13 protein-coding genes are annotated in these 15,849 nt (G+C 72.7%); 7 read left to right on the forward strand and 6 right to left on the reverse strand.

What is annotated here, in order from left to right; genetic code table 11:
* Positions 1 to 27: 27 nt before the first annotated feature.
* Both ACSDG8_RS18685 and ACSDG8_RS18690 read right to left on the reverse strand, forming a co-directional pair.
* Positions 28 to 507, reverse strand: a complete 480-nt coding sequence (locus tag ACSDG8_RS18685; RefSeq protein ID WP_210943128.1) for a hypothetical protein — start codon at positions 505 to 507, stop codon at positions 28 to 30.
* Positions 489 to 1,148 (reverse strand): HNH endonuclease family protein, encoded by a 660-nt coding sequence (locus ACSDG8_RS18690; protein ID WP_116505417.1) that lies wholly within the window; start codon positions 1,146 to 1,148, stop codon positions 489 to 491. The genes ACSDG8_RS18685 and ACSDG8_RS18690 overlap by 19 nt, the downstream gene beginning before the upstream one ends.
* A gap of 108 nt (positions 1,149 to 1,256) precedes the next feature.
* On the opposite strand from ACSDG8_RS18690, the gene ACSDG8_RS18695 reads away from it, so the two are divergent.
* The gene (locus tag ACSDG8_RS18695) at positions 1,257 to 2,696 is read left to right on the forward strand and encodes an MFS transporter (RefSeq protein WP_210894337.1); all 1,440 of its coding nucleotides are present in this window, start codon (positions 1,257 to 1,259) and stop codon (positions 2,694 to 2,696) included.
* Positions 2,697 to 2,817: 121 nt separating this feature from the next.
* Here the strand turns inward: ACSDG8_RS18695 and leuA are convergent, their stop codons facing one another.
* Both leuA and ACSDG8_RS18705 read right to left on the reverse strand, forming a co-directional pair.
* Complete coding sequence (leuA, locus tag ACSDG8_RS18700; protein ID WP_210894335.1) at positions 2,818 to 4,563, reverse strand: 2-isopropylmalate synthase; 1,746 nt, start codon at positions 4,561 to 4,563, stop codon at positions 2,818 to 2,820.
* Positions 4,564 to 4,801: 238 nt separating this feature from the next.
* Positions 4,802 to 6,076 carry an MFS transporter gene (locus ACSDG8_RS18705; RefSeq protein WP_210894332.1) on the reverse strand — a complete coding sequence of 425 codons (1,275 nt, stop codon included), beginning with the start codon at positions 6,074 to 6,076 and terminating at the stop codon, positions 4,802 to 4,804.
* Positions 6,077 to 6,147: 71 nt separating this feature from the next.
* Between ACSDG8_RS18705 and ACSDG8_RS18710 the strand changes: the two genes are divergently transcribed.
* The gene (locus tag ACSDG8_RS18710; RefSeq protein ID WP_210894330.1) at positions 6,148 to 7,134 is read left to right on the forward strand and encodes an ArsR/SmtB family transcription factor; all 987 of its coding nucleotides are present in this window, start codon (positions 6,148 to 6,150) and stop codon (positions 7,132 to 7,134) included.
* A gap of 10 nt (positions 7,135 to 7,144) precedes the next feature.
* Here the strand turns inward: ACSDG8_RS18710 and ACSDG8_RS18715 are convergent, their stop codons facing one another.
* Positions 7,145 to 7,903 (reverse strand): hypothetical protein, encoded by a 759-nt coding sequence (locus ACSDG8_RS18715; RefSeq protein ID WP_307856265.1) that lies wholly within the window; start codon positions 7,901 to 7,903, stop codon positions 7,145 to 7,147.
* 237 nt (positions 7,904 to 8,140) lie between these two features.
* On the opposite strand from ACSDG8_RS18715, the gene ACSDG8_RS18720 reads away from it, so the two are divergent.
* Together ACSDG8_RS18720 and ACSDG8_RS18725 are read left to right on the forward strand one after the other, a co-directional pair.
* The gene (locus tag ACSDG8_RS18720) at positions 8,141 to 9,406 is read left to right on the forward strand and encodes an aspartate kinase (RefSeq protein ID WP_030502103.1); all 1,266 of its coding nucleotides are present in this window, start codon (positions 8,141 to 8,143) and stop codon (positions 9,404 to 9,406) included.
* A gap of 6 nt (positions 9,407 to 9,412) precedes the next feature.
* Entirely contained in the window at positions 9,413 to 10,471 is a 1,059-nt protein-coding gene (locus tag ACSDG8_RS18725) for an aspartate-semialdehyde dehydrogenase (RefSeq protein ID WP_210894327.1), read from the forward strand.
* Positions 10,472 to 10,563: 92 nt separating this feature from the next.
* On the opposite strand, the gene ACSDG8_RS18730 is transcribed toward ACSDG8_RS18725, so the two are convergent.
* The gene (locus ACSDG8_RS18730; RefSeq protein WP_210894326.1) at positions 10,564 to 12,021 is read right to left on the reverse strand and encodes a GGDEF domain-containing protein; all 1,458 of its coding nucleotides are present in this window, start codon (positions 12,019 to 12,021) and stop codon (positions 10,564 to 10,566) included.
* Positions 12,022 to 12,198: 177 nt separating this feature from the next.
* On the opposite strand from ACSDG8_RS18730, the gene ACSDG8_RS18735 reads away from it, so the two are divergent.
* The 3 genes from ACSDG8_RS18735 to ACSDG8_RS18745 all read left to right on the forward strand — a co-directional run bounded on the left by ACSDG8_RS18735 (position 12,199) and on the right by ACSDG8_RS18745 (position 15,826).
* On the forward strand, positions 12,199 to 12,978 hold the full coding sequence (locus ACSDG8_RS18735) for a phosphodiesterase (protein ID WP_210894324.1): 780 nt from the start codon (positions 12,199 to 12,201) through the stop codon (positions 12,976 to 12,978).
* 11 nt (positions 12,979 to 12,989) lie between these two features.
* The gene (locus tag ACSDG8_RS18740; RefSeq protein ID WP_247678444.1) at positions 12,990 to 13,769 is read left to right on the forward strand and encodes a histone deacetylase; all 780 of its coding nucleotides are present in this window, start codon (positions 12,990 to 12,992) and stop codon (positions 13,767 to 13,769) included.
* Positions 13,770 to 14,083: 314 nt separating this feature from the next.
* Positions 14,084 to 15,826 carry a bifunctional metallophosphatase/5'-nucleotidase gene (locus ACSDG8_RS18745; RefSeq protein ID WP_210894322.1) on the forward strand — a complete coding sequence of 581 codons (1,743 nt, stop codon included), beginning with the start codon at positions 14,084 to 14,086 and terminating at the stop codon, positions 15,824 to 15,826.
* The last annotated feature ends 23 nt before the right edge of the window (positions 15,827 to 15,849 follow it).

The following is a 15,849-nucleotide window of genomic DNA, read 5'->3' on the forward strand; positions in this document are numbered from 1 at the left end:
CGGGTGGGGACGCGCTTTTCCGTCGTCTCAGCCCTCGGGGCGGTTGAGCAGGCCCACCGCGATCGTGTGCACCGCGTCCAGCGCGGCCGGGTCGGCCAGCGGCGCGGAACCGCCGGTGACCGCGTACCACTCGTCGGCGTCCTTGTACTGCACCCGCAGCGTCACCCGGCCGTCGGCGTGCTCGGTGCGCAGCGTCAGCTCGCCGGTCACCACGCCCACCTCGTCGGTCATGACCCCGCCCGGACCGGGAACGATGTCGGTGGTCCGATCCGCCGGTCCGGCCGGCGCGCCCCCGGCCGGCGCTCCCGGCACCGCGTCGGCGGTCATGCCCGCCCCGGCGACATCGGCGGGTTCCGGCTGCCGCCCGTCCGCCGTCATCCCGGCCGAAGCCGGACCGGTCGCCGTCTCCGCGGCCGGCGTGGCGCCGGCCTCCGGTGCCGTCTCCGGTGCCGGTGCCGTCTCCGGTGTCGGTGTCGCCTCTGGCCCGGTCACGGTTTGCTCGCCCATGTGCAGCCCTCCAGCATGTCGGTGAGAGCGGCCTTCTCGGCACTTGTCACAGTCAGCCGCCAGTAGTGCTTGACCGTCACCCAGTCCGCCGCGTACTGACACCAGGACGACCGGTTCGGTGGCTTCCACTGGGACGGATCCTGGTCACCCTTTGCCCGGTTGGACCGCGCCGAAACCGCGATGAGCTGCGGCCGGGTCAGGTCGTTGGCGAAGTCACCACGCTTCGAGTCGTCCCACTCGTCCGCACCGGAACGCCACGCCGCAGCCAGCGGCACCGTGTGGTCGATGTCCACGCCCGACGGGTCGGTCAGCACCACCCCGTCGTAGACGCTCTCCCACCGGCCACCCACCACGTTGCAGCCGGACAGCTTGATGCCCTCGCCGTCGCGCTGCAGCACGCTGTCGCGCACGTCGCAGTTCTTGCCGGTGCCCCGCCAGTGCGGGAAGCGCGAACGGCTGTAGCCCTTCATCGACCCGGCGGTTGCCACGGTCAGCTCACCGAGCTGCTTGTTGACGTTCCCGGAGGCGCTCGGCGTCGCCTCCGGCTCGGTGACCGACACCTCGCAGCCGGCCACGCCGAGGGCGAGCACCGCGCTCAGCGCGGCCGCCAGCCCGGCTCGGGCTCCTGATCTCGTACGCACAGACGACACCTCTCCAGCTTGCGTGCTCCGGGCGAGTCCGCACAGTACCCGGAGTCGGTTTCCGCGATTCGTGGCGTCGACGGTGGGCGGCGGGCAGAGTGGTGAGTCGTGACCGCACCCGCTCCCGCGCTGCGTACCGGCTCCGCCGCCGGGCGGGGCACGCTGCTCGCCGCGATCCTCGCCTCCGGCATGGTGTTCCTGGACAGCACCGTCGTCAACGTCGCGCTGCCGCGCCTCGGCGCCGAGCTGGACGCCACAGTCGCCGGTCTCCAGTGGACCGTGAACGGCTACCTGCTCATGCTGGCCGCGTTCGTACTGCTCGGCGGCGCGCTCGGAGACCGGTTCGGCCGGCGGCGCATCTTCCTGCTCGGCGTGGTCTGGTTCGCGGTGGCGTCGGTGCTGTGCGGGCTGGCCCAGGACACCGGCTGGCTCGTCGCCGCCCGGTTCCTCCAGGGCGCGGGCGGCGCGCTGCTCACCCCCGGCTCGCTGTCGGTGCTCCAGGCCAGCTTCCACCCGGACGACCGGGGCCGGGCCATCGGCACCTGGTCCGGGCTGTCCGGTGTGTCCACCGCGCTCGGCCCGCTGCTCGGCGGCTGGCTCATCGACACGCTCTCCTGGCGGTGGATCTTCTTCGTCAACCTGCCGCTGGCGGTCGGCGTGGTGCTCGCCGCGCTGCGATGGGTGCCGGAGAGCCGCGACGAGGAGGCCTCCCGTACCGGAGGCGGTCGGCGGTTCGACGTGACAGGGGCGCTGCTCGGCGCGCTCGCGCTCGGCGGAGTCACGTACGCGCTGATCGACGCCCCGGCGCAGGGCGCCTCCCCGGCGGTGCTGGTCGCGGCCGTGCTCGGGGTGGTCGCCGTGGTGGCCTTCGTGCTCGTCGAGCGGCGGCGTGGCGACACCGCGATGCTGCCCACCGGGCTGTTCTCCAGCCGGCTGTTCTCCGTGCTGAACGTCTTCACGGTGGTGGTGTACGCCGCGCTCGGCGGGTTCACCTTCTTCCTCGCCGTCTACCTGCAGAACGTGGTCGGCTGGTCGGCGCTACTCACCGGCCTGGCCACCGTGCCGATGACGGTGCTGCTGCTGGTCGGCTCGCCGCGCGCCGGCGCGCTGTCGGCCCGCATCGGCCCCCGCCTGCCGCTCACCGTCGGCCCGGTGATCGCCGCCGCGGGTCTGCTGCTGTTGCGCCGGGTCGGGCCGGGCGCGTCGTACTGGGTGGACGTGCTGCCGGGCGTGGCGCTGTTCGGCGCCGGGCTCACGCTCGTGGTGGCGCCGCTGACCACGTCGGTGCTCGGCGCGGTCTCCGACCGGTTCGCCGGGGTGGCGAGCGGTTTCAACAACGCCGCGTCCCGGGCCGGTGGGCTGCTCGCGGTGGCCGCGCTGCCGCTGCTGGTCGGGCTGTCGGGCACCGGGTACGAGCAGAAGGGCGCGCTGGCAGACGCGTACCGGGGGGCGTTGGCTTGGTGCGCGGGGCTGCTGCTGGCCGGGGCCGTGCTCGCCGCCGTGCTCATCCACCGCCCCCTCCGGGGGGAAGGAAGGGCCCCTTCTTAACGCCGCCGGTAGAGGAAGGGCCCCTTGTTAACACTCGGGCCATTCGGGCGCGGGCGTTAAGAAGGGCCCCCTCCTATGCAGAATGCGTTAAGAGGGGGCCCTTCCTTACACCTCAAGCACCTCAGGCGCGGGTGCGGTTCACCGCGCTCGTGACCGCCTTGATCGAGGCGGTCACGATGTTCGCGTCCACTCCGACGCCCCACACCGTACGGCCGTCCACCTCGCACTCCACGTACGCGGCGGCCTGCGCATCCCCACCGGAGGACAGCGCGTGCTCGTGGTAGTCGAGCACCCGTACCGCCACGCCCAGGGACTGCAACGCGTTGACGTACGCGTCGATCGGGCCGTTGCCGACGGCGGTGAGCGCGCGGGTCTCGCCGCCGAAGCCGACGCGGGCGTCGATCTCGACCTTGCCGTCGACGGTGCCGATCGTGTACTCGGCCAGCTTCACGGCCGGGTCCACCTGGTGGTCGACCAGGTAGTTGCGGGCGAAGATCTCCCACATCGCGCCCGGCTCGACCTCGCCGCCGTCGTGGTCGGTGACCTGCTGCACCACGCCGGAGAACTCGATCTGGAGGCGGCGCGGCAGGTCGAACTGGTGCTCGGTCTTCATGATGTACGCGACGCCGCCCTTGCCGGACTGCGAGTTGACCCGGATGACCGCCTCGTAGGTGCGGCCCAGGTCCTTCGGGTCGATCGGCAGGTAGGGCACGGCCCAGGTGAAGTCGTCGACCGGCACCCCGGCCGCCGTCGCGTCGGCGTTCAGCGCGGCGAAGCCCTTGTTGATCGCGTCCTGGTGGGAGCCGGAGAACGCGGTGTAGACCAGGTCGCCCGCGTACGGGTGGCGCTCGTGCACCGGCAGCTGGTTGCAGTACTCGACGGCGCGCTTGATCTCGTCGATGTTCGAGAAGTCGATCATCGGGTCGATGCCCTGGGAGAACATGTTCAGGCCCAGCGTCACCAGGTCGACGTTGCCGGTGCGCTCACCGTTGCCGAACAGGCAGCCCTCGATCCGGTCGGCGCCGGCCAGCAGGCCCAGCTCGGCGGCGGCCACACCGGTGCCCCGGTCGTTGTGCGGGTGCAGGCTCAGCACCAGGCTATCGCGCCGGGGCAGGCGCCGGTGCATCCACTCGATCGAGTCGGCGTAGACGTTCGGCATCGCCATCTCGACGGTTGCCGGCAGGTTGATGATCAGCTTGCGGTCCGGCGTCGGGTCGATCACGTCGATCACCGCCGAGCAGACCTCCAGCGCGTACTCCAGTTCGGTGCCCGTGTACGACTCCGGCGAGTACTCGTAGTGGATGTCGGTGTCCGGGGTGTGGATCTCCGCGTACTTCTGGCACAGCCGCGCGCCCTGGGTGGCGATGTCGGTGATGCCGTCGCGGTCCAGGCCGAAGACCACCCGGCGCTGCAGCGTCGAGGTGGAGTTGTAGAAGTGCACGATGGCCCGGCGGGCGCCGCGCAGCGACTCGAAGGTCCGCTCGATCAGGTGCTCCCGGCACTGGGTCAGCACCTGGATGGTGACGTCGGAGGGGATCAGGTCCTGCTCGATCAGCTGCCGTACGAAGTCGTAGTCGGTCTGGCTCGCCGACGGGAAGCCGACCTCGATCTCCTTGTAGCCCATCTGCACCAGGAGCTGGAACATCCGCCGCTTGCGCTCGGGCGACATCGGGTCGATCAGCGCCTGGTTGCCGTCGCGGAGGTCGACGGCGCACCAGCGGGGCGCGGCCTCGACGCGGCGGGTCGGCCAGGAGCGGTCCGGCAGGTCGATGCCGAACTGCCGGTCGTACGGGACGTAGCGGTGGACCGGCATCCGGCTGGGGCGCTGGCGGGCGAACGGATCGGTCTCGGTGACAGGTTGAGCCATCTCGGAGTGCTCCCTGGAACATGTGGCGTCAGCAGATCGGAAAGGTGTCGGCCAGATGCCGGGCGACGGTGCGCGGCGGTGCCGAGAAGAAGATCGGATGTGCTGGACGGCGCGTAGCGACTCCGCGACGAGGTGCCGGCCGGTCAGGCCTCGTCGCGGCAGCCAAGGAGAAGAAACGCGCGCCACATGACAAGGTCACCCTACGTGGTGGGACGGGCGGTGGGAAGGCTGGTCCGGACTATGGGACCAGTGTCACTGAGCTGGTGGACGCCGACACGTGCGGTAGCCGGGGTGTCCGTTCCACCCGGGCCACAGCGGGCACGATCGCCACTCCGACCAGGGTGAAGATCGCCGCGGCCGGGTACCAGCCCCAGCCGCCGGTGCTCACGCCGAGCGCGGTCAGCCCGGCCGGCGCGACCAGGAGCTGCACCTGGGCGCCGAGTCCGAACGCGCCGACGTACGCGCCGCGCCGGGCGGCGGGCGGCAGCGTGGCGGTGAGTCCCCAGGTGCCCGCCGACTCGATCATCTCGGCCAGGATGAGCACCGTCGCGGCGGCCACCAGCACCACCACGGTGAGCGTTCCCCGGGTAGCGCCGGAGACCGGCAGGACCAGGCAGAACGCGGCGATCAGCACCGCTCCCCGGCGGGAGGCCCGGGCCGCGCCCGGCGCGGTGTCCGCGCCCCGGCTGGCCTGCACCTGGAACAGCACGATCAGTACGGTGTTGAGCAGCACCAGCGCGGCGATGATCGTCTTCGGCGCGTCGGTACGGGTGAGGATCCACAGCGGCAGCACCGTCACGTAGAGCGTCTGGTGCGCGCTGAGCAGCCCGGACAGCAGCGCGACGGTCATGAACGGCCGGTCCCGCAGCACCGCGAGCCGGCTCGTCGGCTCGGTCGTGCGGGTCACCTCCGGCAGCCGCGGCAGCCGGTGCACGAAGACGGCGGTCACCAGCAGGACCACGGCGATGAACCAGACCATCCCGCGGTACGCCCAGATCGTGTCGACGGCCAGCACCAGGCCGCTGATCAGCGCGCCGATCCCGAAGCCGACGTTCTTCGAGGAGCGCTGGTAGGCCATCGCGGTGACCCGTTCCTCCGGCCGCAGCACGTTGATCGAGTAGACCTGGCGGGCCACGCCGGTCGCCGCGCCCGTCACGGCCAGCGCCATCACCACCGCGAGGAACCCGGCGAAGCCGCCGGCGAACGGGTACGCCGCGAACAGCCCGGCGTCGAGCAGCAGGCAGACGACCCACACCGGTTGTGGCCCGTACCGGTCGGTGAGCCCGCCCAGCGGCACGGTGCCGAGCAGGGACGCCCCGGCGGCGAGGGAGAGGCCGAGCCCCACCTGGGCCGGACTCAGCCCGAGCGCCCGGGTGAAGAAGACGGTGCTGCCGGCCAGGAAGATGCCGTGGCCGACGGCGAACACCATGGCCTGCACGGCCAGGGCGCGGGTCAGACCGGCCGGCGGTACGACGTGACGGACGGCGGTGCGGATGCTCTCTCTGGCCCCCATGACCGGTGAGCACATCGTGTCCCCGCGCGCCGGTCGAACCTTTTAGTCTGAGCCGAATCCCGGGGGGTGCGATGTCCGAGTTGCGGTTCACGCCGGCCGACGTCGCGGGCGTGCGGTTCGGTGTCTCGCCGGCCAACGAGACGGTCATGAGCATGTGGGCGCTCGCCGACCCGGCCCGCTATCCGGTGCACCTGCCGTGGATCGACCGGGCCCGGACGACGCTGCGCCGCCCGGAGGTGATCGAGCGGGTGCGCCCGCTCGTGGAGCTGGCCTGGCCGCGCCGCTGGTTGCCGGACTTCCTCACCCCCGCCGCCCGGCCCGGCGTGGAGATGGACGGCCAGCTCGACCGGATCGCGGCGACACCGCCCGCCGTGGTGGTCGAGGACCTGCTGGCGACCGTCCCGCGCCGGCCGCTGGGCCGGTACGGGCAGGCGCTGCTCGCCGACCCGGCCGGGCTGCTGCCGCAGCTCGTCGAGGCGGTGCGGGTCTGGTACGACGAGGCGATCGCGCCCGACTGGCCGCGCATGCGGGCGCTGCTCGACGCCGACGTGGCGTACCGGGCGGCCCAGCTCGCCGAGGGCGGCGCGGGGCAGCTGTTCGAGCGGCTCCACCCCAGCCTGCGGTGGCTCGGTGACCGGGTGGTCAGCGACGACCCGTTCGAGCGGGACTTCGACCTGCGGGGGCGGGGACTGGCGCTGAACCCGAGCGTGTTCAGCGACCGGCGGGTGCTGTGGAACCTGCTGGAGGACTCGCCGCCCGTCGGGGCGTACCCGGTCCGGGCGGTCGGGACGCTGTGGGAACGCGGACCCGAACCGGCCGGCGACGCGCTGGCCCGGGTGGTCGGCGGCGGCCGGGCCGCGTTGCTGCGCCTGCTCGACGCGGCGTGCACCACCACCGACCTCGCCCGACTCACCGGGCTGTCCGCCGGGGCCGTGTCCCAGCACCTGTCCGCGCTGCACGCCGCCGGTCTCGTCACCCGCTCCCGGGTCGGGCGGCACGTGCTCTACCGCAACACCGAGGTCGGCGCCGCGCTGCTGCGCGCGGCACGGGGCGGCTGAGCGCGCCGCGTCACGACGTCGCCGGCGCGTCCTTCCCCACCGGTTCGCCCTCGGTGACAGCGCCCGCGAGTTCGACGGTGCCCGGCGCCGCGCCGGGCTCGCCGTTCAGCGTCAGCGTGCCGAAGCCGGCCCGGACCGCGGCGGGTGTGCCGTCGTCCCGGAAGCAGTAGATGCCCACGTCCAGCGGCGCGTTCAGCGAGGCGGAGGTCGTGTCGACGGAGTAGCACCGGCCGGTGACGCCGGGCAGCGGCGCGGCGGGGGAGACCGCGAGCGGCGCGCGCCTGTCGGTCAGCACCTCCAGCCAGTCGGTGAACGGGTGCTGCACGCGGGGGTCGAGCCGGCGGGGTACCGCGTCGTCGGCGTCGCCGAGCCGGACACAGCTGGCCGCCTGCGTCCAGCCGGCCGAGGGCAACGCGCACTGGAACAGCCCGTCGGAGGTGGCGGCGAGCGAGACGTCCACCGTGCCGCCCCGCCCCCAGCCGGGCACGTCGACCCGCCAGCTGCCGTCGTTGGCGCTGGTCACCGCCACCGTGCGGGGGGCGCCTTCGGCCGGGGTGAAGGAGTACGCGGCGGTGTGGTGCCGGTCCTGCGCGGCGGCGGCCAGCCCGGCCAGCTCGTCACGGGCGGCGTCCACCTGCACCGGCACCGGATCGGCGGAGCCGGTGGGCGCCGCCTCGGGACGGTCGTTCACACAGGCGGCCAGCAGCGTCGGCAGGATGAGCGCGAGCGCGCCGGTCACCCGGCGGGCCGCGCGACGATGAGCGTGCACCGGCTCATTCTGCGTCGTCCGGACGGTCGCGGACAGCCCACCGTACGGCTGTACCGCTTGGCGTGTCGCGTACTTCCGGGCTGGTGAGCCGCCCCACGCCGGGGCCGGATGGTGGGATCACCCGGCCCGGCGTCCTGACCCGCCCGATAGGCTGAGGCGTCTGACATGCGCCGCCGGACCGAGAAACCCGGCGGCGTCGGCACGCTCAGGGTCGTCGCTGGGAGGGAGTGCACCGTCGTGGCACTCGTGGTGCAGAAGTACGGCGGGTCCTCCGTCGCCAACGCCGAGCGGATCAAGCGGGTGGCCGAGCGCATCGTCGCCGCGCGCAAGGCCGGCGACGACGTGGTGGTGGTGGTGTCCGCCATGGGCGACACCACCGACGAGCTGCTCGACCTGGCCAACCAGGTGAGCCCGCTGCCGCCCGGCCGCGAGCTGGACATGCTGCTCACCGCCGGGGAGCGGATCTCCATGGCGCTGCTCGCCATGGCCATCCACAACCTGGGGTACGAGGCCCGCTCGTTCACCGGTTCCCAGGCGGGCGTGATCACCACCTCGGTGCACGGCCGGGCCCGGATCATCGACGTGACCCCGGGGCGGCTCAAGGGCGCGCTGGACGAGGGCGCGGTGGTCATCGTCGCCGGCTTCCAGGGCGTCTCGCAGGACACCAAGGACGTCACCACGCTCGGGCGGGGCGGCTCGGACACCACCGCCGTGGCGCTCGCCGCCGCGCTGGAGGCGGACGTCTGCGAGATCTACACCGACGTGGACGGCATCTTCACCGCCGATCCGCGCATCGTGCCGAACGCCCGGCACATCACCCGGATCACCTACGAGGAGATGCTGGAGCTGGCCGCCTGCGGCGCGAAGGTGCTGCATCTGCGCAGCGTCGAGTACGCGCGGCGCGCGGGCTTGCCGATCCACGTCCGTTCGTCATACTCGACCAACACCGGCACGATGGTCACCGGATCGATGGAGGACCTTCCTGTGGAACAGGCACTGATCACCGGGGTCGCCCACGACCGCAGCGAAGCGAAGATCACGATCGTCGGCGTGCCCGACGAGCCGGGCGCCGCCGCGCGCATCTTCGACACGGTCGCCGGCGCTGAGATCAACATCGACATGATCGTGCAGAACGTGTCCACCGAGGGCACCGGCCGCACCGACATCTCGTTCACGCTGCCCAAGGCGGACGGCCCGACCGCGATGACCGCGCTCAGCAAGATCCAGGAGACGGTCAAGTTCAAGGGCCTGCTCTACGACGACCACGTCGGCAAGGTCAGCCTGATCGGCGCGGGCATGCGCTCGCACCCGGGCGTGGCCGCCGGTTTCTTCGCCGCCCTCGGCGCGGCCGGCGTGAACATCGAAATGATCTCCACCTCGGAGATCCGGGTCTCCGTGGTCTGCCGGGACACCGACCTGGACAAGGCGGTCCGCGCCATCCACGACGCCTTCGAGCTGGGTGGTGACACCGAAGCCGTCGTCTACGCCGGCACCGGGCGGTAACGCGCCGTGGCGTCGCTGCCCACCCTCGCCGTGGTCGGGGCGACAGGTGCCGTCGGCACGGTGATGTGCCAGATCCTCTCCTCCCGGCGCAACGTGTGGGGCGAGATCCGGCTGCTCGCCTCCGAGCGCTCGGCCGGCCGGCGCGTGCAGTGCCGGGGCGAGGAGTTGACCGTCCAGGCCCTCACGGCCGATGCCCTCGACGGCGTCGACGTGGCCATGTTCGACGTGCCGGACGACGTTTCGGCGCAGTGGGCCCCGGTCGCCGTCGCGCGCGGGGCGATCGTGGTGGACAACTCCGGCGCGTTCCGGATGGACCGCGACGTGCCGCTCGTCGTCCCCGAGATCAACCCCGACCAGGTACGCAACCGGCCCCGGGGCATCGTCGCCAACGCCAACTGTACGACGATGGCGATGATCCTGGCGATCGCCCCGCTGCACCGCGAGTACGGCCTGCGCGAACTGGTGCTCGCGTCGTACCAGGCGGTGTCCGGGGCGGGGCAGGCCGGCGTGGACGCGCTGCACCTGCAGCTCGGCAAGATCGCCGGGGACCGGGTGCTCGGCTCCCGCGCCGGTGACGTGCGTCAGGCCGTCGGTGACGAGCTGGGCCCGTTCCCGGCGCCGCTGGCGCTCAACGTCGTACCGTGGGCGGGCTCGCTGGCCGACGACGGCTGGTCCACCGAGGAGATGAAGCTCCGCAACGAGTCCCGCAAGATCCTCGGGCTGCCCGACCTCAAGGTCTCCGCCACCTGCGTACGGGTGCCGGTGGTGACCGGCCACTCGGTTGCCGTGCACGCGGTCTTCGCCACCGAGGTGGACGCCGAGAGCGCCCGTGAGGTGCTGCGCAACGCGCCGGGCGTGATCCTGGTCGACGACCCGGCGTCCGGGGAGTTCCCGATGCCGATCGACGCGGTCGGCACCGACCCGTCCTGGGTGGGCCGCATCCGCCGCGCGGTCGACGACCCCCGCGCCCTGGACCTCTTCGTCACAGGCGACAACCTGCGCAAGGGCGCCGCCCTGAACACGGCCCAGATCGCCGAACTCCTCGCCAAGGAACTCACCGTCTAGCCCCGTCGATCTTGCACTCCGCGCCCCGGCGTAAGGGGTGAATGCCCCGCGCTCCGGGCCGCAAGTGCAAGATCGGCGCAGTGGAGCGGGGGTCAGGCGGCGGAGAGGTGGACTCCGTCCCGGCCGTGGCGCTTGACCGCGTAGAGGGCCTGGTCGGCTCGGTGCAGGGTGCGCTCGGGGGACTCGCCGGGCCTCGGCAGCGCGATGCCGACGCTGATCGTCCGGCCGGTACGGCGGGCCGCCTCGGTGAGCCGCTCGGCGATCCGGACCGCCTCCTCCGGGCGGCTCACCTCGATCACCGCCACGAACTCGTCCCCGCCGGTCCGGTACAGCTCGTCGCCCTGGCGCAGCGCGCCCTCCAGCGCCCGGGCCAGCCCCACCAGCAGCCGGTCGCCGGCCTGGTGGCCGTACGTGTCGTTGACGTCCTTGAAGCCGTCCACGTCGATCGCCAGCAGCGCGGTACGCCCCGGCGTGGCGGTGGCGATCCGCTTCCCGAACGGGCCGGTGTGCCGCAGCCCGGTGAGCGGGTCGGAGCTGGCCTGCTCGCGCAGCCGGGCGAGCGTACGCAGCCGGTCCAGGCAGGTCCACGCCTGCCCGGCGAGCAGTTCGATCAGGTTGACAGTGGTCGGGTCGGGGCGCAGCAGCCGCTCGTCGGCGACGAGCAGCACGCCACCGGCGGCCGGCGTGCCGACCGGCACCGCCACCAGGGTGCGCGCGCCCGCCCGGGTCAGCGGCAGGTACTCCTCGGTCGGCGGGTGCCCCGCCTCGCCCAGCGTGTACGCCGAGCCGTACCGGTGGGCCCGGTCGATCACGCGGTCCAGCGCGGCCGGGCCGGCTGCGGCCAGCTCGGCGCGGATGCGTGTCTCCAGCTCGCCGGGGGTGTCGGTGGGCGCGCCGAGGCGCGGGCCGCTCCGGCCGGTGAGGACCAGCACGGCGGCGGGGAGTTCGGACACGTCCCGGGCCGCGGCGAGCGCGGCGGTCATCAGGTCCCAGTCGGTCGGGGCGGCGGTGAACGCGGCGGCGTGCCGGAGCAGCTTCTCGCTGCGGCTCTCGGCCGGTGACCCGCCGAGCGCGGCGATCCGCCCGCCGAGGCGGTCGGCCACCAGTTCGGCGGTCTCCCGCCACGCCGCGAGCGGGACGGGCTCGCTCCACTGCAGGTCGAGCACGCCGATTGGCCGGCCGGCCGGGTCGCGTACCGGCACGCAGAGTTCCGCTGTGACGTCCGGTCGGACCGGCAGGTAGTCGGGGTCGGCGCTCACGTCGGGCACGACGGCTGTCACGCCGGAGGCGTAGACCCGCCGCACCACCGAGGGTTCGGGGCGGTGGCGGGTGGGCGGGGCGACGTCGGCGGTCGCCGGGACGTGCGAGAAGACCTGCCACGCGCCGGTGGCGGCGACGCAGCGCAGACGGTCATGGACCCGGAGCAGGACGGCGGCGGTCGCCGGGGTGTGCCGGGCGAGCGCGGCGACGGTCCACTGGCACGCCTCCGGAACGGAGGACGCCGTGGGCAGGCGCACCGTGATGTCGCGGAGGACTCGCTCGTGATCCACGTAGTTCCTGCTCGGAGGGGGTAGGTCGCGATCAAGCGTACTCAGCGCGACGCCCCACCGACCTTCGTACACATGTGCTATCCACAGGCTGTGGACGCAGCCTGTGGGCGAAGCGGGCCTGCGCGGGGCGGGCGCGTGGCGATAGCGTGAGGGCCCGGGCACCCGAGGAGGCCGCCGATGCTCATCGCCCAGCTCAGCGACCCGCACGTGACCACCGGCCCGCTCGCGGCCGCCCCCGCGTCGGGACTGCACCGGGCGCTCGGCGCGGTGCTCGCGCTGCGTCCCCGGCCCGACTGCGTGGTGATCACCGGCGATCTGACCGCCAACGGCCGGCCGGACGAATACCTCGCGCTGCGCGAGATCGTCGGCGCGTTCCCGCTGCCGGTGCACCTGGCCACCGGCAACCACGACGACCGCGAGTCGCTGCTCGACACGTTCGGCGGCACCCCCTACCTGGCCGGCGGTTTCTCGGCGCACTACCACGTCGACCTGCCGGACGCGACACTCGTGGTGCTCGACTCGCTCACCCCGGGCAGCACCGGCGGGCGGCTCGGCGACGAGCAGCTCGCCTGGCTCGACGGGGTGCTCGCCGGGCGTAACGACGCGCCCGCCGTCGTGTGCCTGCACCATCCGCCGGTCGCGGTGGGCGCGCCCGGCATGGACGCCGTCGGGCTCGCCGACGCCGAAGGGCTCGCGGCCGTGATCGGCCGGCACCCCCATGTCGTACGCGTCGCCGCGGGGCATTTCCACCGGCCGGTGACGAGCGCGTTCGCCGGTACGGTGCTGACCGTCGCGCCGAGCACCTGGATCCAGGTGAGCCTCGCCCTGACCGACGAGGAGGAGCTGGGGTTCGTCGCCGAGCCGACCGCCTTCCTGCTGCACCTGGTCGCCGACGGCGGCTGCGTGACACACACCGTCCAGGTCAGCCACGCCGCCGGGCGCACCTCCTGGTTCTGACGCCGACGCCGATGCTCTGGTACGTCGCGTACGGCTCGAACCTGCACGCCGCCCGGCTCGACTGGTACCTGCGTGGCGGACGCCCACCCGGCGGACTGCGCACGTACCCCGGCTGCCGGGACTGCCGGCCACCGCGCCGGACGGTCCCCGCGCTGATCCCCGGCGGGGTCTACTTCGCGGGCGAGTCGCGGGCCTGGACCGGCGGCATGGCGTTCTACGACCCGCAACTGCCCGGCCGGGTGGCGGCGCGCGGCTACCTGGTGACCGTCGAGCAGTTCGCCGACATCGCCGCGCAGGAGATGTACCGGCCGCTCGGCGCCGACCTGGCCGGGATCCGCGCGGCGGCCGAGAGCGGGCGGGCGAGGCTCGGGCCGGGCCGCTACGAGACGCTGCTGCGGGTCGGTGTCCGCGACGGGCTGCCGATGCTCACGTTCACCGCGCCGCACCGGGCGGTGGAGGTGCCGTGGACCCGGCCCGCCCCGCTCTATCTCGGGATGCTGGCGCGGGGTCTGCGGGAGGCGCACGGCTGGGACACGACGCGGATCGTCGGCTATCTCGCGGGCCGTCCGGGAGTCGCCGGGCGGTGGAGCCGTCGGGCGCTGCGCGGGCTCGTCGGCGCCACGCTCACCGGGCCGTCGAACCGGTCCTCCGGGGCTCCGGTCGAATTCGGACAGTCCGCTGCGGATGTCGATCCGTCGGACGTGAACGACCGTTCGGCTCACGATGGGTGTCCGCCAGGTGCGGAATCCGGTGAGGACGGTTGCCAGCGCAAGGAATTCCGCGTGACATGAGCGTCGGCGCCGGTTCCCTGTCCCTGGGAGCCGGCGCCCTTCACGACGCCGGGCATCGACAGCGTGCGTCGCGCGGAAATTCACCAGACCGTCATGTCCGACTCGTCCGGCGGACCGGTACGGCTCGCTCACGACGTCGACGATTCCGAATGCCGCCCCGGTCGACCTGAGGGCCGGTGGATGAGAAGCTACCCCGGAGCGGGGTGGCGCCCCCGACTGCCGCCTCCCACGATCGACCCCTGTCATGGCACGGACCAGGGTCACCGGGCGAACCATCGCCCGGACACCAGCATCGGTATCTCACGAGGAGTTCCATGTCCGTCACCGGGATGCGACGCCGGGCCGTAGTCGGCCTGGCCGCACTCGCCGCGACCGCGTTCACCGCTGTCGCCGTCACCCCCGACCAGGCCGAGGCGCGCCCGAAGCCGGTCGACGTCCAGCTGCTCGCGATCAACGACTTCCACGGCAACCTGGAGCCGCCGAGCGGGTCCAGCGGCACCATCGACGGCCAGCCGGCCGGTGGCGCGGAATACCTGGCCAGCCACCTGAAGGCGATGCGCGCCGCCGCCACGAAGCAGGGCAAGGGCACCGTCACCGTGGCCGCCGGTGACCTGATCGGCGCGTCCCCGCTGCTCTCCGCCGCGTTCCACGACGAGCCGACCATCGAGGAGATGAACCTCGCCGGGCTGGAGTTCGCGAGCGTCGGCAACCACGAGTTCGACGAGGGCGCGGCCGAGCTGCTGCGCATGCAGCGCGGCGGCTGCCACCCGGTGGACGGCTGCGCCGACGGCACCCCGTTCGGTGGCGCCAAGTTCAAGTACCTCTCGGCGAACGCGTTCAAGACCTCCACGGGCCTGCCGCTGATGCAGCCGTTCGGCATCAAGATCGTCAAGGGCGTGCCGATCGGCTTCATCGGCATGACCCTGGAGGGCACCCCGAACATCGTCAGCCAGCAGGGCGTCGCCGGCCTGCGGTTCACCGACGAGGCCGACACCGCCAACAAGTACGCCAAGATCCTGCGCCTGCTCGGCGTCAAGAGCATCGTCGTGCTGCTGCACGAGGGTGGCGTGCAGAACGGCGGCGGCATCAACGACTGCACCGGGTTCAGCGGCCCGATCGTCGACATCGCCAACCGGATGGACCCGTCCATCGACGTGATCGTCAGCGGGCACACCCACGCCGCGTACAACTGCAACATCAACGGCAAGCTGGTCACCAGCGCCAGCTCGTTCGGCCGCCTGGTCACCCAGATCGACCTGAAGATCGACCCGCGTACCCGCGACGTGGTCACCGCGTCCGCGAACAACGTGGTCGTCACCCGGGACGTCGAGAAGGACCCGGCCTCGACCGAGCTGATCAACCGGTACAAGACCGCGCTCGGCCCGGTGGCCGACCGGGTGGTCGGCGAGACCACCGCCGCGATCACCAAGACCCAGGAGAACCTGTACCAGACCGGGGTCGACGCCAACGGCAGGCCGACGTACCAGACCGGTGAGTCGCCGCTGGGCAACCTGATCGCCGACGCCCAGCTCGCCGCCACCGACACCGAGCAGAACGCGGTCGCCGCGTTCATGAACCCCGGTGGCGTACGCGCCGACCTCGACGCCGGCCCGGTCACCTACGCCGAGGCGTTCACCGTGCAGCCGTTCGCCAACAACCTGGTGACGCTCGACCTGACCGGCGCGCAGCTCTACTGCATGCTGGAGCAGCAGTTCACTGTGGCGCGCGTGCTTTACGCGTCCTCGACAGTCAACTACGTCGTGGACGTCAACGGCACCACCGCGCCGGCCGGCACGCCGTGCGCCGGCACCCGCGTGGTCCGGGGCAGCCTCACCATCAACGGCGCCCCGGTGACTGACACCGCCACCTACCGGGTCACCGTGAACAACTTCCTCGCCGGTGGCGGCGACGGCTTCAGCGTCCTGACCGGCGGCACCAACGCGGTGACCGGCCAGATCGACCTGGACGCCTTCACCGCGTACCTGACCGAGAAGTCGCCGGTGTCCCCGCCGGCGCTGGACCGGATCCGCACCACCACCGAGGTGGCCGCCGGCTGACGGCCGACCGCACCGACGACGGG

Source organism: Micromonospora sp. LA-10, from assembly GCF_051853095.1.
Taxonomy (GTDB): Bacteria; Actinomycetota; Actinomycetes; order Mycobacteriales; family Micromonosporaceae; genus Micromonospora; species Micromonospora echinospora_A.